At 47.7% G+C, this 23,837-nt stretch carries 24 protein-coding genes; 10 read left to right on the top strand and 14 right to left on the bottom strand.

The genetic code is table 11. The features are described 5' to 3' along the window. Positions 1 to 14: 14 nt before the first annotated feature. The 4 genes from QZZ36_RS06200 to QZZ36_RS06215 all read right to left on the bottom strand — a co-directional run bounded on the left by QZZ36_RS06200 (position 15) and on the right by QZZ36_RS06215 (position 5,576). The gene (locus QZZ36_RS06200) at positions 15 to 998 is read right to left on the bottom strand and encodes a DNA polymerase III subunit delta' (protein ID WP_295078498.1); all 984 of its coding nucleotides are present in this window, start codon (positions 996 to 998) and stop codon (positions 15 to 17) included. Beyond that, the gene (locus QZZ36_RS06205; RefSeq protein WP_295078504.1) at positions 995 to 1,918 is read right to left on the bottom strand and encodes a YegS/Rv2252/BmrU family lipid kinase; all 924 of its coding nucleotides are present in this window, start codon (positions 1,916 to 1,918) and stop codon (positions 995 to 997) included. The genes QZZ36_RS06200 and QZZ36_RS06205 overlap by 4 nt, the downstream gene beginning before the upstream one ends. 71 nt (positions 1,919 to 1,989) lie before the next feature. After that, positions 1,990 to 3,378, bottom strand: coding sequence for a GDSL-type esterase/lipase family protein (locus QZZ36_RS06210; RefSeq protein ID WP_295078508.1), 1,389 nt, complete (start codon positions 3,376 to 3,378; stop codon positions 1,990 to 1,992). Between the two features lie 143 nt (positions 3,379 to 3,521). Continuing rightward, the gene (locus QZZ36_RS06215) at positions 3,522 to 5,576 is read right to left on the bottom strand and encodes a cellulase family glycosylhydrolase (RefSeq protein ID WP_295078511.1); all 2,055 of its coding nucleotides are present in this window, start codon (positions 5,574 to 5,576) and stop codon (positions 3,522 to 3,524) included. Between the two features lie 385 nt (positions 5,577 to 5,961). Here QZZ36_RS06215 and QZZ36_RS06220 point away from each other — a divergent pair, with 385 nt between their 5' ends. Together QZZ36_RS06220 and cysK are read left to right on the top strand one after the other, a co-directional pair. Further along, positions 5,962 to 6,870 carry a hypothetical protein gene (locus QZZ36_RS06220; protein WP_295078514.1) on the top strand — a complete coding sequence of 303 codons (909 nt, stop codon included), beginning with the start codon at positions 5,962 to 5,964 and terminating at the stop codon, positions 6,868 to 6,870. Positions 6,871 to 7,127: 257 nt separating this feature from the next. Continuing rightward, positions 7,128 to 8,054, top strand: coding sequence for a cysteine synthase A (gene cysK, locus QZZ36_RS06225; protein ID WP_295078516.1), 927 nt, complete (start codon positions 7,128 to 7,130; stop codon positions 8,052 to 8,054). Between the two features lie 57 nt (positions 8,055 to 8,111). Here cysK and QZZ36_RS06230 read toward each other — a convergent pair whose 3' ends face one another. Together QZZ36_RS06230 and QZZ36_RS06235 are read right to left on the bottom strand one after the other, a co-directional pair. Next, positions 8,112 to 8,405 (bottom strand): hypothetical protein, encoded by a 294-nt coding sequence (locus tag QZZ36_RS06230; RefSeq protein WP_295078518.1) that lies wholly within the window; start codon positions 8,403 to 8,405, stop codon positions 8,112 to 8,114. 4 nt (positions 8,406 to 8,409) lie between these two features. Beyond that, the gene (locus QZZ36_RS06235; protein ID WP_295078520.1) at positions 8,410 to 8,844 is read right to left on the bottom strand and encodes an Rrf2 family transcriptional regulator; all 435 of its coding nucleotides are present in this window, start codon (positions 8,842 to 8,844) and stop codon (positions 8,410 to 8,412) included. A gap of 202 nt (positions 8,845 to 9,046) precedes the next feature. Between QZZ36_RS06235 and QZZ36_RS06240 the strand changes: the two genes are divergently transcribed. After that, the gene (locus tag QZZ36_RS06240; RefSeq protein WP_295078522.1) at positions 9,047 to 9,658 is read left to right on the top strand and encodes a hypothetical protein; all 612 of its coding nucleotides are present in this window, start codon (positions 9,047 to 9,049) and stop codon (positions 9,656 to 9,658) included. A 64-nt stretch (positions 9,659 to 9,722) separates the two neighbouring features. Here the strand turns inward: QZZ36_RS06240 and QZZ36_RS06245 are convergent, their stop codons facing one another. Both QZZ36_RS06245 and QZZ36_RS06250 read right to left on the bottom strand, forming a co-directional pair. Beyond that, entirely contained in the window at positions 9,723 to 10,640 is a 918-nt protein-coding gene (locus QZZ36_RS06245) for a dockerin type I domain-containing protein (RefSeq protein ID WP_295078524.1), read from the bottom strand. Between the two features lie 177 nt (positions 10,641 to 10,817). After that, a complete protein-coding gene (locus QZZ36_RS06250; protein WP_295078526.1) occupies positions 10,818 to 12,452 on the bottom strand; it encodes a polysaccharide biosynthesis C-terminal domain-containing protein in 1,635 nt (544 codons plus the stop codon). A 152-nt stretch (positions 12,453 to 12,604) separates the two neighbouring features. Here QZZ36_RS06250 and QZZ36_RS06255 point away from each other — a divergent pair, with 152 nt between their 5' ends. From QZZ36_RS06255 to QZZ36_RS06280, 6 genes are all read left to right on the top strand, one after another. Continuing rightward, positions 12,605 to 13,798, top strand: coding sequence for a PLP-dependent aminotransferase family protein (locus QZZ36_RS06255; protein ID WP_295078529.1), 1,194 nt, complete (start codon positions 12,605 to 12,607; stop codon positions 13,796 to 13,798). Between the two features lie 232 nt (positions 13,799 to 14,030). Then, the gene (locus tag QZZ36_RS06260) at positions 14,031 to 14,561 is read left to right on the top strand and encodes a hypothetical protein (RefSeq protein WP_295078532.1); all 531 of its coding nucleotides are present in this window, start codon (positions 14,031 to 14,033) and stop codon (positions 14,559 to 14,561) included. Positions 14,562 to 14,573: 12 nt separating this feature from the next. Continuing rightward, on the top strand, positions 14,574 to 15,569 hold the full coding sequence (gene trpS, locus QZZ36_RS06265) for a tryptophan--tRNA ligase (protein WP_295078535.1): 996 nt from the start codon (positions 14,574 to 14,576) through the stop codon (positions 15,567 to 15,569). 187 nt (positions 15,570 to 15,756) lie between these two features. Then, the gene (mazG, locus tag QZZ36_RS06270; RefSeq protein ID WP_295078537.1) at positions 15,757 to 16,587 is read left to right on the top strand and encodes a nucleoside triphosphate pyrophosphohydrolase; all 831 of its coding nucleotides are present in this window, start codon (positions 15,757 to 15,759) and stop codon (positions 16,585 to 16,587) included. Next, the gene (locus QZZ36_RS06275) at positions 16,574 to 16,876 is read left to right on the top strand and encodes an HU family DNA-binding protein (RefSeq protein ID WP_295078540.1); all 303 of its coding nucleotides are present in this window, start codon (positions 16,574 to 16,576) and stop codon (positions 16,874 to 16,876) included. The genes mazG and QZZ36_RS06275 overlap by 14 nt, the downstream gene beginning before the upstream one ends. A 65-nt stretch (positions 16,877 to 16,941) precedes the next feature. Further along, entirely contained in the window at positions 16,942 to 17,184 is a 243-nt protein-coding gene (locus tag QZZ36_RS06280) for an RNA-binding S4 domain-containing protein (RefSeq protein ID WP_295078543.1), read from the top strand. A 50-nt stretch (positions 17,185 to 17,234) separates the two neighbouring features. On the opposite strand, the gene QZZ36_RS06285 is transcribed toward QZZ36_RS06280, so the two are convergent. The 6 genes from QZZ36_RS06285 to QZZ36_RS06310 all read right to left on the bottom strand — a co-directional run bounded on the left by QZZ36_RS06285 (position 17,235) and on the right by QZZ36_RS06310 (position 22,727). Continuing rightward, complete coding sequence (locus QZZ36_RS06285) at positions 17,235 to 18,197, bottom strand: NAD(P)-dependent oxidoreductase (protein WP_295078546.1); 963 nt, start codon at positions 18,195 to 18,197, stop codon at positions 17,235 to 17,237. Between the two features lie 144 nt (positions 18,198 to 18,341). Beyond that, positions 18,342 to 19,727, bottom strand: a complete 1,386-nt coding sequence (locus QZZ36_RS06290) for an ABC transporter substrate-binding protein (protein WP_295078549.1) — start codon at positions 19,725 to 19,727, stop codon at positions 18,342 to 18,344. A 204-nt stretch (positions 19,728 to 19,931) separates the two neighbouring features. Next, positions 19,932 to 20,558: a vitamin B12 dependent-methionine synthase activation domain-containing protein gene (locus QZZ36_RS06295; RefSeq protein ID WP_295078552.1), complete on the bottom strand. Its 627-nt coding sequence runs from the start codon at positions 20,556 to 20,558 to the stop codon at positions 19,932 to 19,934. Positions 20,559 to 20,599: 41 nt separating this feature from the next. Continuing rightward, complete coding sequence (metF, locus tag QZZ36_RS06300; protein WP_295078555.1) at positions 20,600 to 21,460, bottom strand: methylenetetrahydrofolate reductase [NAD(P)H]; 861 nt, start codon at positions 21,458 to 21,460, stop codon at positions 20,600 to 20,602. Between the two features lie 13 nt (positions 21,461 to 21,473). Continuing rightward, positions 21,474 to 22,145: a uracil-DNA glycosylase gene (locus QZZ36_RS06305; RefSeq protein WP_295078558.1), complete on the bottom strand. Its 672-nt coding sequence runs from the start codon at positions 22,143 to 22,145 to the stop codon at positions 21,474 to 21,476. A gap of 57 nt (positions 22,146 to 22,202) precedes the next feature. Beyond that, entirely contained in the window at positions 22,203 to 22,727 is a 525-nt protein-coding gene (locus tag QZZ36_RS06310; protein ID WP_295078561.1) for a hypothetical protein, read from the bottom strand. A 309-nt stretch (positions 22,728 to 23,036) separates the two neighbouring features. Between QZZ36_RS06310 and QZZ36_RS06315 the strand changes: the two genes are divergently transcribed. After that, positions 23,037 to 23,783 carry a tRNA 2-thiocytidine biosynthesis TtcA family protein gene (locus QZZ36_RS06315; RefSeq protein ID WP_295078564.1) on the top strand — a complete coding sequence of 249 codons (747 nt, stop codon included), beginning with the start codon at positions 23,037 to 23,039 and terminating at the stop codon, positions 23,781 to 23,783. Positions 23,784 to 23,837: the final 54 nt, after the last annotated feature.

Genomic DNA, 23,837 nt, shown 5'->3' on the forward strand with positions numbered 1-23,837 from the left:
TCCTATCTGAAAGTCTATCCGACTATCTCCATTATCTCAGCGCCCAGCGCCGTAAGCGCCAGCGGTATGCTCACATTGTTCTCAACAGCTCTCCATGCGTTTTCTATACACGAATGAATACGCGCAGACTGAAAAGCGGTCACGGACTGTGACAGCGCCGCGGCTCCCTCACGGAAGCAGCCTATTGTCTGTGCTTTGCTGTCCTTTGCCAGTACAGCCGCGTCACGCACAAGCTTGTCGAGCATCACAAGCTGCTCTCTGACTTCACCGCGCTCGCGGCCAAGTGAGAAAAGTCCCACAGAGAGAGCATACTCATCTTTTCTTATTATACTATCGGCGAGCGATTTTGTCAAATCCACGCTCTTCCGTACTTTCTCATCGTTTATATATTCCTCGCACATACCGATATTGCCGTGGAAGCAGCTGACGGCAGCTCTTATCTCCTGCTGACCGTATCCGCTCCCGGCAAGGGCTTCGGCGGCTTCCTCCTCAGTGCACAGAGACGTGCTGAAGCACACGCAGCGGGATATTATAGTCGCAAGGAACTCATTCTTTGAACCGCAGGTAAATATGAAATACGCATACTCCGGCGGTTCCTCGATAAGCTTCAGCAGAGTGTTCTGCGTTCTTGCGTCAACATTGCGGCAGTCGGCGAAAATATACACCTTGCAGCCGCTTCTGTTGTTTGGTCTGACATATGCGTCAGCTATAACGTCACGTGCGGTCGCCACGCTGTAATTGCCGAGCTTTCCTGTCTTTTCGGGATATATCACATCAGGGTGGATATCATTTTCCACATTGCGGCAGGCATTGCACACACCGCAGGGCTTTCCGTTATCGGGTGACTCGCACATAAGCGCCATAGTATAATACTTTGCGACAAGCTTTCTGCCGCTGCCCTTTTCGCCGCTTATTATTACCGAATGAGCGGTCCTGCCGCTTGCAGCCATACCCGACAGTACGTCAAGGAGCTGCTTATTTCCGTATATCTTTTTCATTGCTGATTCACTTCTAATGGGAGCTCTTCCTTTCCGCACACTATAAAAGGCACCGCTCTCCTGTAGCAGTATAAGCGGTTCTCTTTTTCCATGCCGCCGTACTCTCCGTCCCTCGTCCACGTGAAGGGCTCTTCGGAAAGGTTTGTGACCGTAACTTCATTGGTGCGGAAGAAAATTATATTTTTGTCGGAGATATCATTTTTCAGGAGAGCAAGGGCAGTCATTCCGAGGTCGGCAGGATTTTTCGGCTTTCTTACGAGAGTGACTTCAAACAATCCGTCGTCAAGCAGAAAATCTGTCAGATTTATCATACCCGCCACAGAAGATGTATTCGTGATCATGCCGTATATGAATTCGTCCTCTATCACATTGCCTTCATATTCTATACGCAGAGGCTTTGCCTTTATGCTGCCGATGTGAGCGGCGCAGTCCGCGATATAGGCTGCGTGTCCGAAAATATTCTTGATCTTCTGGGGCGTTTCGTAGGTGATATTCGTAAAAGCTCCGAAGGCTGCGACATAGGAGAAATAGCTGTCGTTGAAGCTGCCCACATCGCAGAGAACAGGTTCTCCGTGCGCTATGGCAGCCGCAGCTTTCAGCTGGTCAGAGGGTATACCGAGACTCTTTGCAAAATCATTCGTAGAGCCCGAAGGCACATATCCGATGGGTATCCTGTTTTCGCATCTCATGACTCCCTGAAGGCACTGGCTCAGCGTACCGTCACCGCCTGCCGCAACAAGCAGGTCATAGCCGTGCCTGCAGGCATATGCAGCCTGCTCCGCAGCGTCATCTGCGCTCTGAGTGATGTGTACCGTTACGTTGAAGTCGTCCTTGATGAATTCATCAATAACTGCACCGAGCTTTTTGTTCATGACAGCTTTTCCTGCAAGAAGATTAACCACGAAATACATTTTTTTCATTGTCCGTTCTCCTTAATGTATGAAGCAGCGGACAGTAGTCAACTGTCCGCTGAACAATTATAACGTCCTTATCATAATGTCTTTATAAATTCTTCTATTGGCTTGACTGAACCGGTACTGGAAGAAAGATATGCATAGTATGCAAGTATCTTTGAAGCGTCAACGGAATCAACGATACCGTTGACGTCAACGTCAGCAAGCTTTGCCTGTGCGTCCGTGAAGCTGCCTTCGCCTGTGGAACGCTTTGCATACTCTGCAAGAACGCTGGAAGCGTCTACCGCGTCAACGAAGCCGTCGGAATTTACATCGCCTGACTTTGCGGAAGGCTGCTGTTCACCTGCTACCTTTTTATAAGTCGCAAGCGCGTGCTCCGGATAGCTGCTCTTGTCGCTGAGGCTCTCAAAGGTACTGCTGAGAAGTCCTGTATCGTCGTGGAGCTTGCCTATCTTTTCAAGAATGGCAGCCGCGATAGCAACGTGTCCGCTCTGATTCGGGTGAACGTCGATATCAGAGAGCTTTTCTGCCTGTATGTCCACAAAGTAATGTGTATTGCCTGGATTGTTCGTACTGAGCATATCATAAGCGGTCTTTCCGCTGCCTATCTCTCCGTTGTATGATGTGAACTGATCCCATACGTCCACTACTTCTATACCGCTTACGTCTGCAAGCTGGTCGGAATAGGACTTCATGATGTTCTCAAGCTCAAGTCTGACAACGCTGAGCATCAATGAGGCATTTGAGCCCTTTCCGTATTTTGTGCTGACATATGACGGCTCAAGCTGTACAGGCTGGAATATAGTCTGAACATATACCTTTGCGTTCGGATTTGTCTTCTTTATGCTGTCAACTGCCTTCTGTACATTGGTTATCACATGGTCTCCGATATATCCGCCGCTGTACGTCTTTGCTTTTTTGTCATAACTTCCGCATATATCACTGCTCAGATTTCCTATCTCGGTGCTGAAGCTCATGGCTTCGGTATATGAGCCCTGCATACGCTCCTTGACAGCGTTTACATCTATCATTCTTGTCATATCCGCAACATTCGGATGTTCGGGAACATCCTTTGCGGAATAGCCCTCGTTGAAGAAATCCTTGCGCTCCGCATAATCGAGCATATACTTTGCGATATAGCCCATTATATCGTTGCCGCCTACGGAAATGACAACATACTCCGCATCTGAAAGGTTCTTGTTCTGTTCAGCGCTGAATCCTGCGAGCTTTTCGAGCATATCATCGGTCGTATCGCCGACCTTTGCGTAGTTGAATACGTCGCAGCCGAGATAGTCGCCGCATATCTCGCCGTAATTATGCTCTACGTCGCCCTTCCTCGTATATCCTGCAGCTATGCTGTCTCCGAGCAGTACCATGCTGTCTTTGTCTGCCGCCACTGCTGTGACTGATGAGAGAGCTGTAACTCCAAGAACTGTTGAAATGAATGCTGAGATTATTTTTTTCATGTTTTTGACCTCCTCAGATAAAATCTTATACGCTGATTATATAATATTTTTTGTGCAATGTCAAGCGGAAAGATTTGTTTTCAGCCCGGAACAGCTATTTCACGTAAAAAAATGCGGAGCAAAGCTCCGCATTTTATGAAGTATTATTTTGCACCTTCCATAATAGCGCTGAGGACATTTCCCACCCATGAAAGGGCTCCGCGGTTGAATATGCCGAAGCTTGACTCGCCGCTCATCTTGCCGTTGTCCCATACAAAGCACTTTATGCCCTTGGACTTGGCTGCGCTTATGTAATATGTATAATAGCTGCTTCTTGTAGCCGCGTCGGCAGCGTTTACACAGCCGAACTCGTCAATGATAACAGGTATGCCCTTGTCAATGAACTTCTGCTTCAGCTCCGAGAACTTGGCTTCAAGCTCGCCCTTGCCGCTCTCGGTGAATACCGTTTCATTTCCCTCGGCAAAGTTCCACGGAGCGTAATAATGAACGCTGAATATGACGTTTTTTACGCCCGGTACTGACATATCGTTTATAGCCACACTGTCGGCAGAAGCCGCGTATGAAGTAACAATGAGGGATCTGTCGGCGTTCTTTCCGCCGCTTGCCCGGACTGTGCTCACAAAATCCCTGGCATACTTGTTGACTATCCTGCGTTCTTCCTTGGTTCCGCCCATCCACTCCATTGATGAACCGACGGTCCTTGGCTCGTTCATTCCCTCAAAGAGAAGGCGGTCGTCATAGTCTGCGAAGCGCTCTGCTATCTGCTCCCATATCTTTTTGAGACGTGCGCTGTCCTCCTCATATGAAGCCGCCTGCGGATCGAACCATATATAGTCGTCGTGATGCATATTCAGTATCACGAAAAGGTCCTCGCTGTAGGCGTAGTCAACTACCTCCTGCACACGGTCGAGCCATTCCTTCCGTATCAAATCTCCGTCCATATGCTCTGCCCACGTTACAGGTATCCTTACAGCATTGAAGCCCGCGCTTTTTACGGACTGTATCATTTCCTTCGTAGTTTTCATATTGCCCCAGCCCACTTCGGTGCTGAGACCTTTTTTGCCGGTATTGTAGCTGTCAAGGGTATTTCCGAGGTTCCAGCCGACCTTTATATCTGATACTATCTCAGCTGCGCTGCGGAATCCGTTCAGACTGTGGGCTGCTGTCTCAGTAGCCACTTCCAGCACAGGTTTGGTCTCCGGAGCAGGATAATCGCCTGTTCCGGTGCTGTACTTCACGTTTATGCTCTTTAATGTAACAGACGGCTGTTCGCTCCACCAATATTTGAACAGCAGTTCATTGCCGTCGGCTATATAGCCCTTTGCCTTGTCCGGTACGAACCACACGAGGTCGAGCGCGGAATCGTCGGTAAACACGGCTGTATCACCGTCAGTATATTCGCCTGCCGATGAGTTTATACCGAAAGCGCCGGTGAATTTTCCGAGCCTGCCGTCTGATTCTATACTGAATGTTACGACCTCCGGCACCATGCCTGAGGGGATAAAGTCAAGGGGGACGCGCACTGTCCTGTCGCCTTCAGAATAATTCACGCTCTCGCCTGATTTTGCTATGCCGGCACCGTCAACAGGCACTTCCCTTGTTCTTTCAAGAGTACATATCACATTTTCTATCCTCAGGCTCTCACAGTTTCCCCACCAGTAGCCGAACATTACTTCTCCGCTCTCGTGGATATAATCCTTAAGTTCATCCGGTACGTTCCATGTTATCTCGCCGTATGTGCCCTGTGTGGGCGCTGTGAACTCCTCTGACTGATACCAGCCCTTATGTGTAGCCGCCGCGCACTTATCGTCAACCGATATTCCGCAGCCGCCCTTGAACTCGCCTATACTGCTTGCTCCGTCGCCTGAATAAACAACGAATGTAAAGGAAATGATCCTGTCCCCTTCGTCTATCAGGTCTGCAAGCGGGAATTTTGCCGTATTACTTCCCTGAGCTCTTCCGATGGTCCTCCTGTCGGTCATCTGAGAGCCGATAATCGCTGAAACGGTCTCAACTGGGCTTATATGCTCGGTCGCCATCTCTATAGTTTCCTCCTCGGTAGCGGCAGTCGTTGCCTCCTGCGTTACTGTCTCTTTTTCTTTTTCTGACAGCGCAGACGATCCGCCTTTCTTTGCGCATGACACGCCAGGCAGCAGCATCGCTGCGGCTGTGAAGAGCGCCATTGCCTTTTTTCCCATTGTCAAATGTCCTTTCCCTCAATGCCCCCGATATAACACCGAAAGCAAACTAAAAACACTTACTATAATTATATCACGCTCCGGCGTTCTTTGCAATACGGCATTTCGACTAATATACGTTGAAAACCCACGTTTTTATATATTAATCTGCCAATAAACTGACCTGTTTCCATATTTTTTATTTTCATAATTAACGTCTGCCCGGCAAATAAAAATGACAAAACAGTGAAACAAAAGTGGTGAAACTGTGTCTCTTTGTCAAATAATTGATTACAATTCCGGCTTCGGCTTGACAAACAATTGCAGCGTGTGTATAATTAATATAAGATGAGCGGTGCATATTTCTCCGCAAAAAAATTCATCCCTTATGAAAGGATAGAAAACTATGTTTGATTCAAGAAAAAAAGCGATCGCACTGGCAGCTGTTCTCTGCGTTGCTCTTACTTCATTTACATCATGTCTCGCTTCAAAGGAGCAGGGCTCAAACAACGGCAGCTCTGACAAGACTACCACTACCGCTGCTTCCGATCAGCAGTCCGCAACTCCCGATATCGAGATCGACCAGATAAAGGATGATAAAGGAAATGTTGTCGTTACTCCTTTCCAGTCCGGTTCTCTCGAAGATTTCGCTGCGACCGGAATGCCCGCAGGCAACGACGGTCTCTCCGGCGAGGATCCCACATCTGCACAGCCCGCTACCGAAATAGTTGAGGTAACTGAGGCAAACGGAGAGAAGGCTACAGACGCTCAGGGTCAGGTAGTTACAGAGATCATCACAAAGGCTACAGAAGCTTCCGATGAATATGTAAGCAAGATCGACAAGAGATACTGTCTCTGGATCGATATCTCCGTAGATCCTGACAAGGATACCGAAAAGAACGGCGTAAAGATTACTCAGGACGGTTATGCATTCAACGACCAGTTCATCAAGGTGACCTTCAAGCTCAAGGACAATATCCCTGAAAAGGATTACGCTGTAAGATTCACCCCTGACTTCTCAAGCCTCCGCGGCGTTTCACAGAAGCCCAAGGTTATCCAGGGCGACATCAGAGTCGGCGGCTCCATCGACCCTCAGAATGTTTCAGGTGAGTCCGGATTCGTTGCATACGGCGACAATGTCTCCGCAAAGGCAGGAGATACAGTTGATTACTACATCAACCTCAAGAACAATCCCGGTCTCGCAGGTATGCTCGTATGGGTATACTATGACTCAAACGCTATGGATATCGTAAGCCTCAGCGCTGCAGGCGATTACGCCAAGATCGCCAAGGGTACACAGACAGGCTCCAACTGATAGCAGAATAAAAAAATACAGCCCGGAAGCAGTTCAGCGCGGATTGCTTCCGGGCTTTTTGCTTTGCAGTGAAAAAATCAAAAAAAGGGTTGACAAATGTAAATTCAGCTGTTATAATATAATCATATCAAACATATAGGTGATATCAATATTGTTTGGAGGTGTGCTGCATGAAACGCTGTTCAATGCGATGTTGCCGCTTAAAGCACATATATAAAGACTGATGAATAAAATAATCATATAAAGGAGATATTATTATGAAAATCTATAAAAAGATCACAGACCTGATCGGCGGCACTCCGCTTCTTGAACTCACAAACACAGAAAAAATAAACGAGCTCAGTTCTACTGTACTTGCTAAGCTCGAATACTTCAACCCGGCAGGAAGCGTCAAGGACAGAGTTGCAAAAGCTATGATAGACGACGCCGAGGCAAAGGGCATACTCAAAGAAGGCAGCGTTATCATCGAGCCTACCAGCGGTAACACCGGTATCGGTCTTGCTGCCGTAGCCGCTTCAAGAGGCTACCGCCTTATCATCACTATGCCGGAGACCATGAGCATAGAGCGCCGCAACCTCATGAAAGCTTACGGTGCAGAGCTGGTGCTCACGGACGGTTCAAAGGGCATGAAGGGCGCTATCGCCAAGGCTGAGGAGCTCGCTCAGGAAATAAAGGGCAGCTTTATCCCTTCACAGTTCACTAATCCCGCAAATCCGGCTATACACGAAAAGACAACAGGCGTTGAGATATGGGACGATACCGACGGAAAAGTCGATATCTTCGTTTCAGGCGTAGGCACAGGCGGTACTGTCAGCGGTACAGGCGCTTACCTCAAATCAAAGAATCCAGATGTCAAGATCGTTGCTGTTGAGCCCAAAAGCTCTCCTGTGCTCTCCGAGGGCAAGGCAGGTCCCCACAAGATACAGGGTATCGGCGCAGGCTTTGTGCCGGAAACTCTCAATACAAAGATATACGACGAGGTGATCACGGTTTCAAATGAGGACGCATTTGAGACAGGCAAGGCTATCGTAAGAAATGAGGGCGTACTGGTGGGTATCTCATCGGGTGCGGCAGTATGGGCTGCTATACAGCTTGCAAAGCGTCCCGAAAACAAGGGCAAGACCATAGTTGCTCTGCTTCCCGATACAGGTGAGCGTTATCTCTCAACTCCTATGTTTGAATAATATCAAGAAATAATATATGCCGAAAGGGAGTGATAAAAACATTATCACTCCCTTTTTTCATGCGTATTTAACTGTTATGCTGTCTCCCGAATTGAGTTCAAGGAGCATAGTCTCTCTGCCGCCCTCCGACGTAAGCTCCGATGAGACTATATAGCTGCCCTTGCCCCACGGCTCGTCATGTGTGATGTTAAGCTCCGAAAACGGACAGACAACAAGCTCGGCATCGCCGCCCTTTAAGTCTTTCAGCATAATAACAAGCTTTGAAGCCGTATAATCAATACTTATCAAGTCTATTTTATAGTCATGCAAGCCCGAATCGGCTATCATGCCCTTTGTGACCGCATCTGCCATGGCTTTATATGCAGTAATCGCCTGAAATGCTTACGCCGCGGTCGATTATATCCCTGAGTGTCACGCTGTCAAGATATTCGTTCACTGCCTTGTACAGCCCTTCCCATACGTACAGGGTCGCGCACTCGCTCACTCTCGGACATTCATTCGGTTCAAATTCAAGGCAGGCTACAGGTGCGAGACTTCCCTCTGTAGCTCTGAGGATATCGCCGACAGTCACTTCTTCCGCTTTGCCTGCCAGCATATATCCGCCCTTGTTTCCTCGGTTGGTCCTGAGGAGACCCGTCTTGTTGAGCAGCGGAACTATCTGTTCAAGGTACTTCTTGGATATTCCCTGTCTGTCAGCTATATCTTTAAGGGAAACATAACCCTCTTCACAGTGCAGAGCAAGGTCATAAAGCATTCTCAGTGCATATCTTCCTTTGGTAGATATCTTCATAAAGTGTTACACGTCCTTTCCGGGAATCTGTATTCTATTATACCATAGGTTTACTATGTTTTCAAGTAGGCATTCAAATTTTTTCGGTTTTCAGCAATAAATAATCATCACTTGACATTCAATGCACAGTTGTGATATACTATATGTGCCAAAAATAAATATATACCGTTATACGGTCCATGATACAACGGAGGAGAAAACAATGAAAATAAAAAAAGCTGCCGCGCTCATTCTTGCAGCCTTCATCACAGCTGCTGTTTCAGCAGGATGTATGGATAACAGCAAAAACAATACAACAGATTCTTTAGAGGATATCATACCCACAAAAAACACAACTCCGGTTGACCCCATCGGTTCACATGAGATAAAGGGCGTCATCGGAAGCGAGATAACAGAGAATGATACATCCTTCACTCTTAAATCCGTAATAGTTCCCGATTCTGATGACAGCGAAAAATTCGTTTACTTTGATATCGACCTCAGGAACAATACTGATACCGCTTATACTCTCAGTACACTCAACAACTTCTATATACAGCTTGCAGACGGCACCGACGTATATTCTGACGTGCGCAGCCAGCTCTACGCAGGAGAGATCTTCAAAAAGGACAAATACTTCCTCGATCCCTTCGATATCCCGTCAAACGGTCAGTTCAGCGGTATCGTGGGCGGATTCGTTCTCCGGAAGGACGTGAACGATTTCACCGTCTGCTTCTTCCCGACAGGAAGCAACCCCAACGACAAGGGCACGGTCATCAAGTTTGCCGTGACGGCTGAAAATATCAGCGCTCCCGATCCGTCGGTAATCAAATAAGCATCAAGAAAGCCCGCTTGCGCGGGCTTTCTTTTTATCTGTCTATGGCTTGTCACAGAAGAAATCATAATACAGCGAACTCATCAAAGCTGAGTTCTCCTCCTGCTGACACATATGCATAGTACGCAAGAACTATAGAAGCGTCCACTGCGTCTATCATGCCGTCCTTATTAACGTCGCAGGTATACATTTCCTCTTCCGTCGGTTCATAGCCGACAGTTGAGATCTTTGCATAATTCGCCATCATATATGAAGCGTCTACCGCGTCTATGATCCCGTCACCTGTAGGATCTCCGTTCTTCAGGTTTATTTCAGGCTCAGGAACAGTTGTAGGCTCTTCAGCGGTTATTTTTATATAACCCTGCTCGATTCCGCGGGTAAATACCCATGCGTCCATGAGTCTGCCCTGCTTGTCCTGCGAAAGATTCGTGAACATATCGCTGGAATTCTTGGCCTTCTGATAGTATATCTCTATGGGATATACATCGCCTTCCTTTACATCTTCAGGCAGGCATACATTGAATATCCACATGACGCCGTCCTTGCCCTTGTTTGAAGAAGCGCCTGTCATTACGAACACGCCGTGGGGCACGTCGTTCTCATCTATCCAGTCGGCTGAATTCTCTATCATGCCTATCCTTGACAGCGCAGGACCGCTCTCGGCATAATCGCCGTCGTCGTCCAGTATTATCAGTCTGTCATCAAACTTGACGTGTATACCCGTGGAAGAATACTTACCCTCTGCACCGTTAACTGTCATTTCTATCTTCTGTTCGGGCTCTTCCTTCGCCTTGTTCAGCGGGAGCTCTATCTGACTCAATGACAGTGTAGGTCTGATCTTTGAATTATCCGGATCAATTCCTTCATCAAACTGGTACGGATCTCCGGCTGCAGGTCCTGCATACACCCTTGACACTGAGGGCGCAAGTATCAGTGATAATGCCGCTGCGGCTGCTATAACTCTTATTATTGTTCCTTTCATTTTACTAACCTCCCCTGTCCCCTTAACAGGTTCTTTTCATATTATTATTGTAGCACTTTTCACACATTTTTGCAATATACTCACTGTATTTTCAGAGATTATAACAATCAGCATACAGTTTTTTGACGCTTTTAAACATAAAAAAGCATATATTACAGCTACGTCAACAAAATTCCACTAACCGCGTCCGGAACAGCTTTCCGGAAGCACGGAAAGCACTCTCAGAAGCACTATATACACGGTCCCGCCGACAGCCGCAGACGCTCCTATAACCGCAAATACGGGTGCTCCAAAGCGTTCAGCCGCACAGGCCGCAAGGTATGCCGAACCGCCGCACATAGCTCCCGAATACATCACTCTTCCGAAGGGTGAAAACCTCAGCCTTACTCCCGAAGCCCTGATATATGTCCACAGCGAAGCTGCAAGAATGAGCACATAGCATACAGAAGTGGAGAGCGCCGCTCCGTCAACGCCCATAAAGGGTATGAAAAGAAGATTGCAGATAAGCTTCACCGCAGTCCCGGCAAGCATTATTTTCAGCGGCGCAGCAGGCTTCCCCACTGCCTGAAGCATACTGAAAAGCGGATAGGACACGCACAGACATACCATACCTGCCATGAGATACCTGAGGGGAGACGTACACAGTGCGGCTTCGTCAGACTGGCGTGGATAGAGAAAAGCCAGTATCTGAGGCGCAAGCACGAATATCCCTGCCGCAGCGGGAACAGATATGACCGAAGAAGTCAGAAGCGCCTGCATTGTGCCTTGCTCAAGAGCTCCTTTGTCACCGCTGCCGCGGGCGGAGGCTATGCAGGTAAGAGCTCCCTTGCCGAGCATATTCGTCACCGACGGCACAAGACTGAATACAGTAAGCGCTATGCCCGCAAACGAACCGTATATAAACTGCGGCAGCTCTCCTTCGGATATTCCTGTCGGAGCTGCCGCAGGGCTGCCGAAACGGGATATGCACCATATCACAGTCCACATATCAACAAGAGCTGTGAGATTGGTCACAAGTGCGCTTACTCCGATGGGAAGAGCCGTCGAGAAAAGCTCACCTGCGATAGCTTTTCTGCTCATGGTAAAGGTCTCGCCGCCCTGCGGAGCATGAATAAAAAGCCGCATCACAGCAAAAAAAAGCACCGCTCCTGCCGTGGAAAGCGTGACGCCGAGTATTCCTGCCGCCGCGGCTGCCCCGCGTATATCCGTGACTCCCGGAAAAAAACTCATTACCATGACCGGATGTGCGGTAACGTAGCTGCACAGGAACAGTCCCGCAGCCGCCTTTACAACGCTCTCCGCCGCCTGTGACAGAGCAGTGGGGTACATATTGCTCATGCCCTCATAGTAGCCGCGCTCCACCGCGGTTATACATCCGAAAAATACAGCCGGAGCTATCATGGCTACCGCCGCCGACGCCTCAGTGCTGCCGGTAAAATAAAGACTGAACGGCTTGGCAAGAAGAAGTATCAGCAGGCTCCCTGCGAGTCCTGCAGCCGAAAAGATCATAAGAGCTTCACGGCGTACCTTACGGGCGTTGGCGTACATACCGAGGGCTGTGCTCTGAGCCGTCATACGCGCCACTGCTGAACTCAGTCCGGTAACGGTCAGAGCATACACCGGCATGAACAGACTGTACGCGCAGCTGAAATAGCTCATTCCTATACCGCCAAGTATATTGGTGAGCGGTATCCTGAACACCGCACCGAGTATTTTCGCTGCCGCTGCCGATATCATCAGTATTATCGAGCCCTTGATGAAATTCTGCTTTTTCAGTCCGAAACGCCTCCCTTTTGACTTTTTGCATACCAAAAATCCCTTTTTCACAAAAATATATGTTGCAGAATTCTGAATTATGTGATATAATATAAAATGGACTGATTTTATATACTGTATCGTTCCACATACAATGATAACTATTTCAACTATATATCATTCAGAAATATGAAAGGCTGGTTTTTATCATGGAATATAAATTCTCAGACAAGGTAAGCAAGCTTCAGGCTTCAGCCATCAGAGAAATACTGAAATTCACGTCAGATCCGGAAGTAATATCCTTCGCGGCAGGAAATCCTGCTCCAGAGGCTTTCCCCAAGGAGCGCATCGCTGAGATCTCCGCAGAGCTTCTCAGAGACGACCCTATACTCGCTCTCCAGTACAGCGTGACCGAGGGCTATACTCCTCTCCGTGACCTTCTCAAGAGCTGGATGACCGAAAAAGGCTGCTTCCATAAGGAATTCGACGATCTCATCATAACATCGGGCGGTCAGCAGGCTAACGAGCTTGCCTGCAAGGTGCTCCTCAACGAAGGCGACACTCTGCTCGTTGAGTCTCCGAGCTTCATCGGCTCCCTCAACGCTTTCCGCTCATATAACGTCCACCTCAAAGGCATTGAGATGGAGGACGACGGCATCGATCTCGGAAAGCTGGAAAACGCTCTCAAAACAGAGAAGAACGTCAAGCTCCTCTACGTTATACCCAACTTCCAGAATCCTACTGGCAAAACCATGTCACTTGCAAAGAGAAAGGCTGTATACGACCTTGCCTGCAAGTACGACTTCATCATACTTGAGGACGACCCCTACGGCGAGCTCCGCTTCGCAGGCGAGAATGTTCCATGCATAAAGAGCTTCGACACCGAGGGTAGAGTAATATACTCCAGCACATTCTCAAAGATCATATCCTCAGGCTTCAGAACAGGCTACTGCTCCGCTCCGGCACCGGTAATACAGAAAATGGTAGTCTGCAAGCAGGTCGCTGACGTACACTCGAATATGTGGGCTCAGGTAGTATCCTACAGGTTCATGTCCACAGTTGACAGAGAAGCTCATTTCAAAAAGCTCCGCGCTATCTACAAGGAAAAGTGCGACCTCATGTGCGGCTACATAGACAATGAGTTCTCAAAGAAGATAAACTATATCAAGCCTCAGGGCGGTCTCTTCGTATGGTGCGACCTCCCGGAGAACTGCGATATGAACGAATTCTGCAAAAAGGCTGTTCAGGAATACAAGATAGCAGTCGTTCCCGGAAATTCGTTCAGCATAGAGCAGGACGAGGTAAGCCACTCGTTCAGACTCAATTATTCCACACCTACAAACGAGCAGATAAAGAAGGGCATGGAAATACTCGCCCGGATGACAAAGGAAATGCTCGATTGAAAAAAAAGAAATGGGTAAATAACTTTTTGGGTGGTCGGAGACTGCCGGGCGTTTGCGTAATTGTCCGGAACCACAAATACAAATCCTGTCAGGGCCGCCATTCATGGCGCTTGTCTTGATCTTGACCGAATTTGGATTTGTGGTATAATAAGCAATTGCGAACGCCGTATACACAGTAAACCGCCAAAATATTTATATACCCCAAGAAATTACACTGAAAGGATAATCCACTATGCCAAACAGAATGACAGACAGATATAATGTCACACAGAAATATCTCATGACAAGAGGTCAGGCGATAAATTTCCCTGCCGAGTATTTCAATGATATCATCAAGCTGAAGAGGGACGATGTTTTCGGAGTCGTTATCGATATCCCCATGTCCTCAGAGGTGCTTACCACTATGGTATGTTTCATCAACGGAGCCGCTAATATCTACTTCAACAACGGCGGCGAGTACACCGGAGCTTCACAGAGATACAGAAATCTCGTTCAGGCTGCTCACGCCCTCGTTGCAAACGCAGGTCAGCTCATGCCAAAGGCTGAAAAGACAAAGGCTTACGACCTTCCCAAAGGCAAGACAAACAATATATTCCTCCTCACAAAAGGCGGAGTATACAAGACTCAGATAGCTGAAGGCCTTATCCCCGAAGAGGAGAAGGAGCTTCGCTCATTCTACGTTCTCTATCAGCGCGTTCTCAATGAGATCAGAAACTGTCAGCTCAAGGACGACGCTCTCAGAAGAGAAGAAGCAAATCAGTAAGGAGAACCTCTAATGGACGATAAAAAGCTGATATTCAGCGGTATCCAGCCTACAGGCACCTTCACTCTCGGCAACTATATCGGCGCCGTAAGAAACTGGGGCGCTCTGCAGGAACAGTACAACTGCATATACTGCGTTGTTGATATGCACGCTATAACCGTAAGACAGGAGCCTGCAAAGCTCCGTCAGAATACTCTCAATTCATATGCTCTGCTCATGGCCTGCGGCGTTGACCCGCAGAGGTCGATACTCTTTATACAGAGCCACGCTCCCACTCACGCAGAGCTCAACTGGATACTCGGATGCAATACACAGTTCGGCGAGCTCTCACGTATGACACAGTTCAAGGACAAGAGCCAGAAACACCCGGACGATATAAACGCAGGTCTGTTCACATACCCTACCCTCATGGCTGCGGATATCCTCGCCTACAACGCGGATCTCGTACCGGTAGGCGTTGACCAGAAACAGCATCTTGAGCTGGCAAGAAATATCGCTCAGCGCTTCAACCAGCGCTACGGCGACTTCTTTACCCTCCCGGAGCCTTATATCCCGGAGGTAGGCGCAAAGATAATGTCACTGCAGGAGCCCACAAAGAAGATGTCAAAATCCGACGAGAACCCCAATGCCTGCATACTTATCCTCGACGATAAGGACACTATCGTGCGCAAATTCAAGAGAGCCGTCACCGACAGCGAGGCTGAGATATGCTACCGTGAGGGCAAGGACGGCATAAATAACCTTATGACTATATACTCCTGCGTTACCGGCAAGGACTTCAAGGCTATAGAGTCTGAATTCGCAGGAAAGGGCTACGGCGACTTCAAGCTCGCCGTTGGCGAAGCTGTTGCAGACCACCTTGAACCTGTCCGTACTGAGTTCGCAAAGCTCAGCGCCGATAAGGCTTACCTGAAGGAGTGTTATTCAGAGGGTGCGCAGAAGGCTCTGAGGTACTCCGGAAGGATAGTTTCAAAAGCTTTCCATAAGGTCGGATTTGTAGACAGGTAGGAAAATAATCAGGTTTTTATATTTACTTATATATAACCGAGAGTAATTATATGGCAAAAATATACAAACCACAACTAAGTAAAACCTTTTATTCTACAAAATTGACGAAATTGTAAAAAATAGGTTGCAATTTGACAAATTTTAGGGTATTATATTACATAGCCCGTCATTAAGGAAGTGTTTTCCTATGGTTGATTATCAGCAGAAAGATCATTACTCGATCAGCGATCTGCTCGATATAGTCAGGCTTTTGAGAGGCGAGGGCGGCTGCCCCTGGGACAGAGAGCAGACCCACAAGTCTATCAAAAGTGACTTCATAGAAGAGACCTGCGAGGTCATAGAAGCTATCGACCTTGACGACAAGGCGCTTCTTCGTGAAGAGCTGGGCGACGTTCTGCTTCAGGTAGTTTTCCATTGCAGGATCGAGGAAGAAACAAGTACGTTTACTTTCGACGATGTGTGCGACGAAGTCTGCAAGAAGCTAATCATCCGCCACCCCCACGTTTTCGGTGACGTTACGGCAAATACCACCGACCAGGTGCTGAAGAACTGGGACGCCATAAAAATGGAAACAAAGGGACAGGAACGATATACTGATACGCTAACAAGCGTTGCCAAGTCACTTCCGGCTCTTATGAGAGCTCAGAAGGTAGGCAAAAGAGCAATGCGCGCAGGTATGGATTTTCGCTGCGCTGAGGATGCAGTAGCTTGTATCGGAAATGAAAAGGCAGAACTGGACGCTGCTATCGCCAACGGCGATAAGGCTAATATCGAAGAAGAGATCGGCGATCTGCTTTTCTCGTGCGTAAATGCAGCTCGTCACCTCGGTGTTGACGCCGAGTTAGCACTTAAATCCGCTACGGAAAAGTTTATCAAGCGCTTTTCCGTCACAGAAGATCTTACTTCTGCGGAAAAACTCGATATGAAGGATCTTCCTATTGAAGAGCTTGACGTTTTTTGGGACAAGGCAAAATCAATTATCAGTAAAATGGAGGAACGTAAAAATGACAAAGACTGAACTCATCAACTCTATCGCAGAGAAGGCAAGCTGCACAAAGAAGGACGCTGCAGCAGCACTTGAGGCTACACTTTCATCTATCCAGGAAGCTCTCGTAAAGGGCGACAAGGTTTCCATCACAGGCTTCGGTACTTTCGAGGTTCGTGAGAGAGGCGAAAAGACCTGCATCAACCCCAAGACAAAGGCTAAGATGGTTTGCCCTCCTTGCAAGGCTCCCGCTTTCAAGGCTGGCAGAGGTCTCAAGGAAGCTGTTAACACTGTAAAGAACAGCAAGAAGAAGAAAAAGTAATGAATATAACGGGGACAGTCTTCTGTCCCCGTTTGTTTTCCATATTCTGTATAAGGAAGGAATATATGAGACTGGATAAATACCTCAAGGTCACCCGCCTTATCAAGCGCCGCACAGTTGCAAACGAAGCCTGCGACGCTGAAAAGGTAGTCGTGAACGGCAAAGCCGCAAGGGCTTCCTACGACGTAAAGGTGGGCGATATCATCGAGATAAATATGGGTACACGCCCGCTTAAAGTAAAGGTCCTGAGCGTTGCTGAACACGCTACAAAGGAGAACGCTGCTGACAATTACACGATAATAGAATAAATAAGCATAAAAAGCCCCTTGTGTCTTTTGACACAAGGGGCTTGCATATTTTACTTGGTGTTATGTATATCCCACCTGAACGTAACGAACTTTGACGCACGTGTGCAGTCGAGCATATTGTTGTTTTCATGCTTGCTCAGATCAAGATAGCGGTAATTCTGCTTCTCCTCCTTGCTCGCTCCGAATATGCCTTTTATCTTCGATGATACCGCTCCGGAAGAGGATTTCTGCATTACAGCTCCGAGGCGGTGATGCTCACGCATGAAAGTAATGATATCGGCAGCGGTAGTGAGGAGCTTGTCGCTCACGTTATATACTCCCGAATATCTTGTTGAATCGGCATTCTTGATAAAGCAGAGAATGAAATCAACAAGGTTATGTACGCAACAGAACTGGAAGCCGTACTGTCCCTCGCCATACACGAAAAGAGAGCCGTCCTTAGGGTCTGTTAACTTCACCATGAGGTTATCGGTGAAGTTTAAGGTATACACCGGTGCATACCTTATGATACAGCCGATGATATCCTCACCCTTATGATGCTGCATTTCGGAAGACATTGCCTTCTCGGAAGCATACTTCATACTCGCATAATTGGTAACAGGCTTCAGGTCGCTGTCCTCGCGTATAGGTTCACGTGTTTTCGGGAACTGGTAAACCTGAGAGGTGCTGAGCATAACGACCTTCTTAACAGTTGACGTAGTGGCATAATGATAAATGAACTTATCCGCTGTGGCAGATTCCTTCATCTCCTTATCGGTCACCAAAGGTCCGTAGTCGTTGTCAACTGTAAATGCAGCGTGTACAACAGCATAGAAATTGTATTTTTCAAATAATTCTGCAATGGTATTCTTGTCAGTAGGATCGCATTCAACAAAGGTATAGTTGTCCTTTCCCTCGTTGTATCCGGTCTCCGCTCTGTCAATAGCTATGACCTCATATCCCTTTTTAAGCAGTCCTGAACAAATATGCTGACCTATTAGTCCGCATCCCCCTGTAACAAGCACTTTCTCCATGATCACAGCCTCCTTTCCAAGATTTTTATAACAAGATCATACCCATTCACGATCTATTACAGAATTTATTGTGTATTGTCTAAAAGCTGAATATATACCGATGTACTTAATAATGGTCTATGAGATTCATTCGGTATCCGCAGATCAGATCTCTGCGTTTACCTTTTCAAGATACTTATCGACAGTTGAATATATTGCTTCATAAGTTTCGTTCCACGGTGTACCTCTTGCTGACTTTCTGAGGCTGTCGTCAAGAAGTTCGCCGCAGTCGTCCGAGATTCCTCTTGAGATGTCGATAACCGGGTTTGCTTCGGCAAGCTCCTGCATACTATTCTTCATGTCGAGCATATCCTGGGACCAGCCGTAGTCTTCGGTGAACTGTTTATCGGCGAGAGCTTTTGTATCCTCGTCAAGATGAGTGAATCTCTTGCAGTCGAGATATTTTGCCACGCCCTCCGGATTTGAACCGCCGCTGACGAACATATAGGCTTCAAAGCCTGTGGGGATATAATATTCATCTGCCTTCGGGTCCTTAGGCATAGGAACGAAGAACGCGTCATTTCCGAAGGTAGCGCTCCACTGTGACTTCTCCTTGTAGAACTCATACAAGCCCGCAGGATAGAACAGCGTCTTGCCCTCTCCGATGTATGCGGGTCTGGCTTCCCAGCCGAGATCCTCGCTTCCTATGGCAATATACCCCTTCTGACTGAGCTCATACATCCAGTTCTGGACGCGCTCCATTGAGGGATCGCCGATATTGCTTATGAGTCTGCCTTCTTCAAGGCTTACAGGCGGGATACCGATAGTATTCATAAGACCAAACTCGAACCACCAGCCGTCGATACCGTATCTCTGCTTGGAGGGGTCAACGTACTGTTCGAGCATATTCTCGAATGCGTCCCAGTCCCACTTTCCCTTTGCATAGAGGTCTGCGGGATCCTCGAGACCTGCTTCTGCAACGGTTTTCTTATTGTAGATAACTCCGACCTTATCGCCTGTTGCCTGGACACCAGCCATATAATGCTTTCCATTCAGGATAAAGCTGTCGTTCAGGTCCTTAACGTCCTCCCAGAGAGGTGAATCGAAGTCGATATAGTCATCGACCGGGGCAAATATCTTCTTAATCGCTCCGTTTGGAAAGGCGTCAAGATTTCCTCCATAGAAAAAGTCTATGCCTTCGTCAGAGTTTATATACTCCGCCAGCTTATCGTAGCGGTTTTCATATGTACATTTATAATATTTTACAGTGCCGCCGTAGCGTTCCTGAAATACTGCAAGATCCGTAGGCACGTTCTTACCTGTAGAGTCCGGGTTGATATCCCAGTCTGACAGCCACTTTATCTCGCCGTTTTCCAGCTTGTCACCTGTAAGAAGATCAGATTCAGCGGCATTCTTATGTATCTCTTCTCTTACAGAGGTATCGAGCTGCTTGCTGTACTTAGGCTGCTCGTCCTTTTTACTGCATGAAAGAAGAGATGCGGGCATTGCAGCTATCAGCAATGCAGAAATGAAATACCTTGCTTTTCTCATCATCTAACTCCTTTTTTAGTTAGCACTTTCCAAATTTGAACATATCTTTAATTGCGCATTTATCAATTATTGCGTTTTTCTTAATTATATCACTTTGTTACTATTTATGTCAATATCTATTTTTCATATATTTTGAAGCGTTTTATAGTGATAATATCACATATTCCTGATTAAATCAGTATTAAAAAGTGCCTGTATTACGTACTAATTTTTACAAATTCTGCCTGAAAGCCGGTATGCGCAGCTGTCCTTCATCGTGCATACTGCACAACCCTTACCGCCTTTCTCAACAGGTCGTTCTGAAATGCCTATGAGTGCTGTTACAGATTTGGAAGGTATCAGCAGTGAACTGTCAGTAACTGTCAGTCCTATCCGTCTCTGCGCGTTCAGTGCCAGCAGGAAACTGCGCTGCAGCGTTATCGGCAGGTCGCCGTATCCCGGACTGAATCGCCATGTTCTGTAAGCAGCGGGGTGCTCTGAGAATATTTCTTCCTCGGCGCGGTCACAGACCTGCTCTATAGCTGCGCTGCATATACAGTCCAGAGCGAGGGAATACGCCATATCCGTCACAGCCGCCTGACGTATGAGCTTATCGGCTTCCTGAGAGAGCGTAGCGGCAAGAAGTACGGCTTTGCTGCAGCCCTTCAGGTGCCGTGTTATATCTTTACCTGTAAGCGGCTCAGTCATAGCACCGAGGATAACTCCCCTGTCTGTAAAGCTTACATCGGTCTCAAGATAAACATACTTTGGACGTACCTTCTCACGCACCTGCTTTTCGGCACGGTCAAGCAGCCCGGAAACAGCGCTGTCCGGCTCTCCCTTTACTCCCATATACCGTGCGGCTTCCGCCTTTGATACCGGCAGCAGCTCCATCACGCACCTATTATGCCCGATACCGCCTCGCTTATCTTGCGGGCAACATAGGGCTTGTTCATAGTATAAAGGTGTATTCCGTCAACACCGCTCGCCACAAGGTCAACTATCTGGTCTACCGCATAGGCTATGCCGGCGTCCTGAAGAGCCTCTGGACTGTGCTCGTATTTTGTCATTATACGCACGAACTTCTTTGGCAGACTTGCGCCGCAGGTAGTTACCATGCGCTCTATCTGGTTTTTATTTACAACAGGCATGATACCTGCCTCGATGGGCACGTTTATTCCTGCTATGGCAGCCTTTTCTCGGAATTCGTAAAAGCTGTCGTTATCGAAGAAAAGCTGTGTGATAAGGTGATCTGCGCCTGCGTCCACCTTTTTGCGGAGATTGGTTATATCCTCTATCAGATTCTCGGCGTCGGGGTGGCACTCAGGGTAACAGGCTCCCGCTATATCAAAGCTGCCCTTGTTCTTTATGTAGTTTATAAGGTCGCTGGCATAGCTGAACTCATTTACAGGCGGGATATCAGGGTTTATATCGCCTCTGAGGGCAAGTATGTTCTCTATGCCACGTTCCTGTGCTTCTTCAAGCGCTGCGTCTATCTCTGCCCTTGTGAAGTTTATACATGGCAGGTGGAGCATCGGCGTAATACCGCTCTCCTTTATCCTTGAAGCGATCTCAAGAGCGTACCTGCTGTTTCCGCTTCCGCCCGCACCGAAGGTAACGCTTATGAAGTCGGGTCTGAGTCCGTTGAGCTCGTCAAGAGTATCGTATATCACCTCTACGGGACTTGTTTTCTTCGGTGGAAAGACCTCGAATGAAAAAACGGTCTTTTTGCCGAAAAGCTCTTTTATATGCATACCTTTCCTCCGTTTAGTCTATCGACCAGTCTATCTCTCCCAGCCCCTTTGCACGGAGAAATGCGTTTGCCTTTGAAAAATGCCTGCAGCCGAAAAATCCGTTGTACGCTGAAAGCGGGCTCGGATGTGCGGCTCTGAGTATAAGATGGGCAGGATTGGTTATGAACTGCTGCTTCGCCTTTGCGTCGCCGCCCCACAGCATGAACACCATCGGCTTCTCACGCTTGTTGAGGAGCTGTATAACGTCTGTGGTGAAGTTCTCCCAGCCTATACCACGGTGGCTCCTTGCCTGATCCGCACGTACTGTAAGGACGGAATTCAGCAGCAGCACTCCCTGCTGCGCCCATTTTGTAAGCTCACCGTGCTTGCCGAGATTGTCTATACCCACATCGTCACGTATCTCCTTGAATATATTTATCAGTGACGGCGGAGGCGCTACGCCCTTCCTTACGGAAAAGCTCAGCCCGTGAGCCTGTCCCTCGCCGTGATAGGGATCCTGACCTATTATGACGCACCTCACGTCGTTATATGAGGTGTATTTCATCGCGTTGAAGATGTCATACATACCCGGATATATTCGCTGCGTTCTGTATTCTGTTATCAACGTCTGTCTGAGCTTCAGATAGTAGTCCTTGTCGAACTCACCCTTCAGCAGCTCGTCCCATTCGTTATTGAAATTGACCATTTTTCCACGTCCGTTTCTGTATACAAATAAGGGACGACTAAAGCCGCCCCCTCTTTATCAGTTGTAAACCGTATCCTCATAATACTTGAACTTTACAAGCATATTCCTTCTGTATGTAAGCGAACCGGGCTGATTGAAGGGGACCTTGTCATATGCCTCCGCAGAACACTCTATCTTCAGCTTCTGTCCCTTCCTCGTAACAAATATCAGCTCGTAATACTCATCGACCATTCTCACCTGTCCCGAACTTTCTATTATTCTCAGGCGGTCGTCGCTCTTTCTTACAAGTGTAGCCATTTCAACTATCGGCTCTGAGGTACGTTTCTGATTTGCGAATTCCTCCTCAGGCTGCTGCCTTTTCTGAACGGGAGCACGTTCAGCAGGCTCGCTCCTGCGAGGTATTTCGCCGCCCATTTCCGGCTGCTCTTCAAGGAAAAGCGAAAGCAGTCGTCTGAATTTGCTTTTGCCGCTGAAAAGAAGAATTATCAGTATTAATATTACTATAATCGCCGCCAGCAAAATGAGCAGATTTTTCAGTTGCTGTGTTATAAGTGCAAGCATGATAGGCTTAAATAATATCATTGCAGTATCCGCGCTATATGCGCAGCTCCTTTCTGTTTCCAAATGAATATAGTATCATACAATATATTATAATATATTTTTTTCGCTATTGCAAGTTTAAATTGCAAATTTTTTGAAAATATACATCAAAATATTGCTTAGCAGGGGCATAAAGCGGTTGCTTTTTACTCATTAATATGATATAAGCGCGAAGCTCGCGCCGCCTTTTTCGCGTCAGAGAAATGAAAAACGGTAATTTATCGCCGCGAGTGTTGCAATTTCAGCTGAACTGTGTTATAATCAGGGGAAATCACTTTTTTGGAGGTCATCATGCAGAAGATACTCGGTTATATGCGGAAGGCGATTCAGGAGTACGGACTCATCAGCGACGGCGACCGTATCCTCGTAGGCGTATCGGGCGGAAAGGACAGTCTTGTGCTCCTGCAGGGGCTGATACTTCTCAGACGCTTTATAGGCATTGAATACGACGTTGTGGGAGCTACTCTCGATATGGGATTCAAGGACTCGCAAAGCGACTTTACAGCCGTTTCTGAGCTCTGTGAGAGGTATTGCACGGAATACCACGTTATCCCTACCCAGATAGGCGAGATAGTTTTCGATGTGCGCAAGGAGCCAAGTCCCTGCAGTCTCTGTGCGCGAATGAGGCGGGGCGCTCTCCACGACGCCGCAAATGACCTCGGCTGTAACAAGGTCGCTCTCGGTCACAACTACGACGACGCTGTGGAGACCTTTGTTATGAATCTTTTCACTGAGGGGCGCATCGGCTGTTTTTCGCCAAGCACCTACCTCACTCACAAGAAGGTCACTGTTATACGTCCTCTTGTACTTGCTCCGGAAAAGGAGATACGCAGGGCAGCAAAAAGGAATGAGCTCCCAATTGTGAAATCTGTATGTCCGGCAGACGGTCACACCAACCGGCAGAAAACAAAGGATTTCCTTGCCGAAATGGAAAGAAACGACCACGGCTTCAAGGACAGGCTCTTCGGAGCCATGAAACGTGCTAATGTTGACGGCTGGGGCGGTATAAACTGGGCTCCGCCGGTAAAAAAGGATTAAAAAAAGGCTCTCCATCCGGAGAGCCTTTTGATTATACATTAAGATGACTAATTA

Source organism: Ruminococcus sp. (assembly GCF_016287535.1).
Classification (GTDB): Bacteria; Bacillota; Clostridia; order Oscillospirales; family Ruminococcaceae; genus Ruminococcus.

Coding starts and splice junctions, on each gene's coding strand:
- QZZ36_RS06200 (WP_295078498.1), bottom strand. CDS start 998: ATGAAAAAGATATACGGAAATAAGCAGCTCCTTGACGTACTGTCGGGT.
- QZZ36_RS06205 (WP_295078504.1), bottom strand. CDS start 1,918: ATGAAAAAAATGTATTTCGTGGTTAATCTTCTTGCAGGAAAAGCTGTC.
- QZZ36_RS06210 (WP_295078508.1), bottom strand. CDS start 3,378: ATGAAAAAAATAATCTCAGCATTCATTTCAACAGTTCTTGGAGTTACA.
- QZZ36_RS06215 (WP_295078511.1), bottom strand. CDS start 5,576: ATGGGAAAAAAGGCAATGGCGCTCTTCACAGCCGCAGCGATGCTGCTG.
- QZZ36_RS06220 (WP_295078514.1), top strand. CDS start 5,962: ATGTTTGATTCAAGAAAAAAAGCGATCGCACTGGCAGCTGTTCTCTGC.
- cysK (WP_295078516.1), top strand. CDS start 7,128: ATGAAAATCTATAAAAAGATCACAGACCTGATCGGCGGCACTCCGCTT.
- QZZ36_RS06230 (WP_295078518.1), bottom strand. CDS start 8,405: ATGGCAGATGCGGTCACAAAGGGCATGATAGCCGATTCGGGCTTGCAT.
- QZZ36_RS06235 (WP_295078520.1), bottom strand. CDS start 8,844: ATGAAGATATCTACCAAAGGAAGATATGCACTGAGAATGCTTTATGAC.
- QZZ36_RS06240 (WP_295078522.1), top strand. CDS start 9,047: ATGAAAATAAAAAAAGCTGCCGCGCTCATTCTTGCAGCCTTCATCACA.
- QZZ36_RS06245 (WP_295078524.1), bottom strand. CDS start 10,640: ATGAAAGGAACAATAATAAGAGTTATAGCAGCCGCAGCGGCATTATCA.
- QZZ36_RS06255 (WP_295078529.1), top strand. CDS start 12,605: ATGGAATATAAATTCTCAGACAAGGTAAGCAAGCTTCAGGCTTCAGCC.
- QZZ36_RS06260 (WP_295078532.1), top strand. CDS start 14,031: ATGCCAAACAGAATGACAGACAGATATAATGTCACACAGAAATATCTC.
- trpS (WP_295078535.1), top strand. CDS start 14,574: ATGGACGATAAAAAGCTGATATTCAGCGGTATCCAGCCTACAGGCACC.
- mazG (WP_295078537.1), top strand. CDS start 15,757: ATGGTTGATTATCAGCAGAAAGATCATTACTCGATCAGCGATCTGCTC.
- QZZ36_RS06275 (WP_295078540.1), top strand. CDS start 16,574: ATGACAAAGACTGAACTCATCAACTCTATCGCAGAGAAGGCAAGCTGC.
- QZZ36_RS06280 (WP_295078543.1), top strand. CDS start 16,942: ATGAGACTGGATAAATACCTCAAGGTCACCCGCCTTATCAAGCGCCGC.
- QZZ36_RS06285 (WP_295078546.1), bottom strand. CDS start 18,197: ATGGAGAAAGTGCTTGTTACAGGGGGATGCGGACTAATAGGTCAGCAT.
- QZZ36_RS06290 (WP_295078549.1), bottom strand. CDS start 19,727: ATGAGAAAAGCAAGGTATTTCATTTCTGCATTGCTGATAGCTGCAATG.
- QZZ36_RS06295 (WP_295078552.1), bottom strand. CDS start 20,558: ATGGGAGTAAAGGGAGAGCCGGACAGCGCTGTTTCCGGGCTGCTTGAC.
- metF (WP_295078555.1), bottom strand. CDS start 21,460: ATGCATATAAAAGAGCTTTTCGGCAAAAAGACCGTTTTTTCATTCGAG.
- QZZ36_RS06305 (WP_295078558.1), bottom strand. CDS start 22,145: ATGGTCAATTTCAATAACGAATGGGACGAGCTGCTGAAGGGTGAGTTC.
- QZZ36_RS06310 (WP_295078561.1), bottom strand. CDS start 22,727: ATGATATTATTTAAGCCTATCATGCTTGCACTTATAACACAGCAACTG.
- QZZ36_RS06315 (WP_295078564.1), top strand. CDS start 23,037: ATGCAGAAGATACTCGGTTATATGCGGAAGGCGATTCAGGAGTACGGA.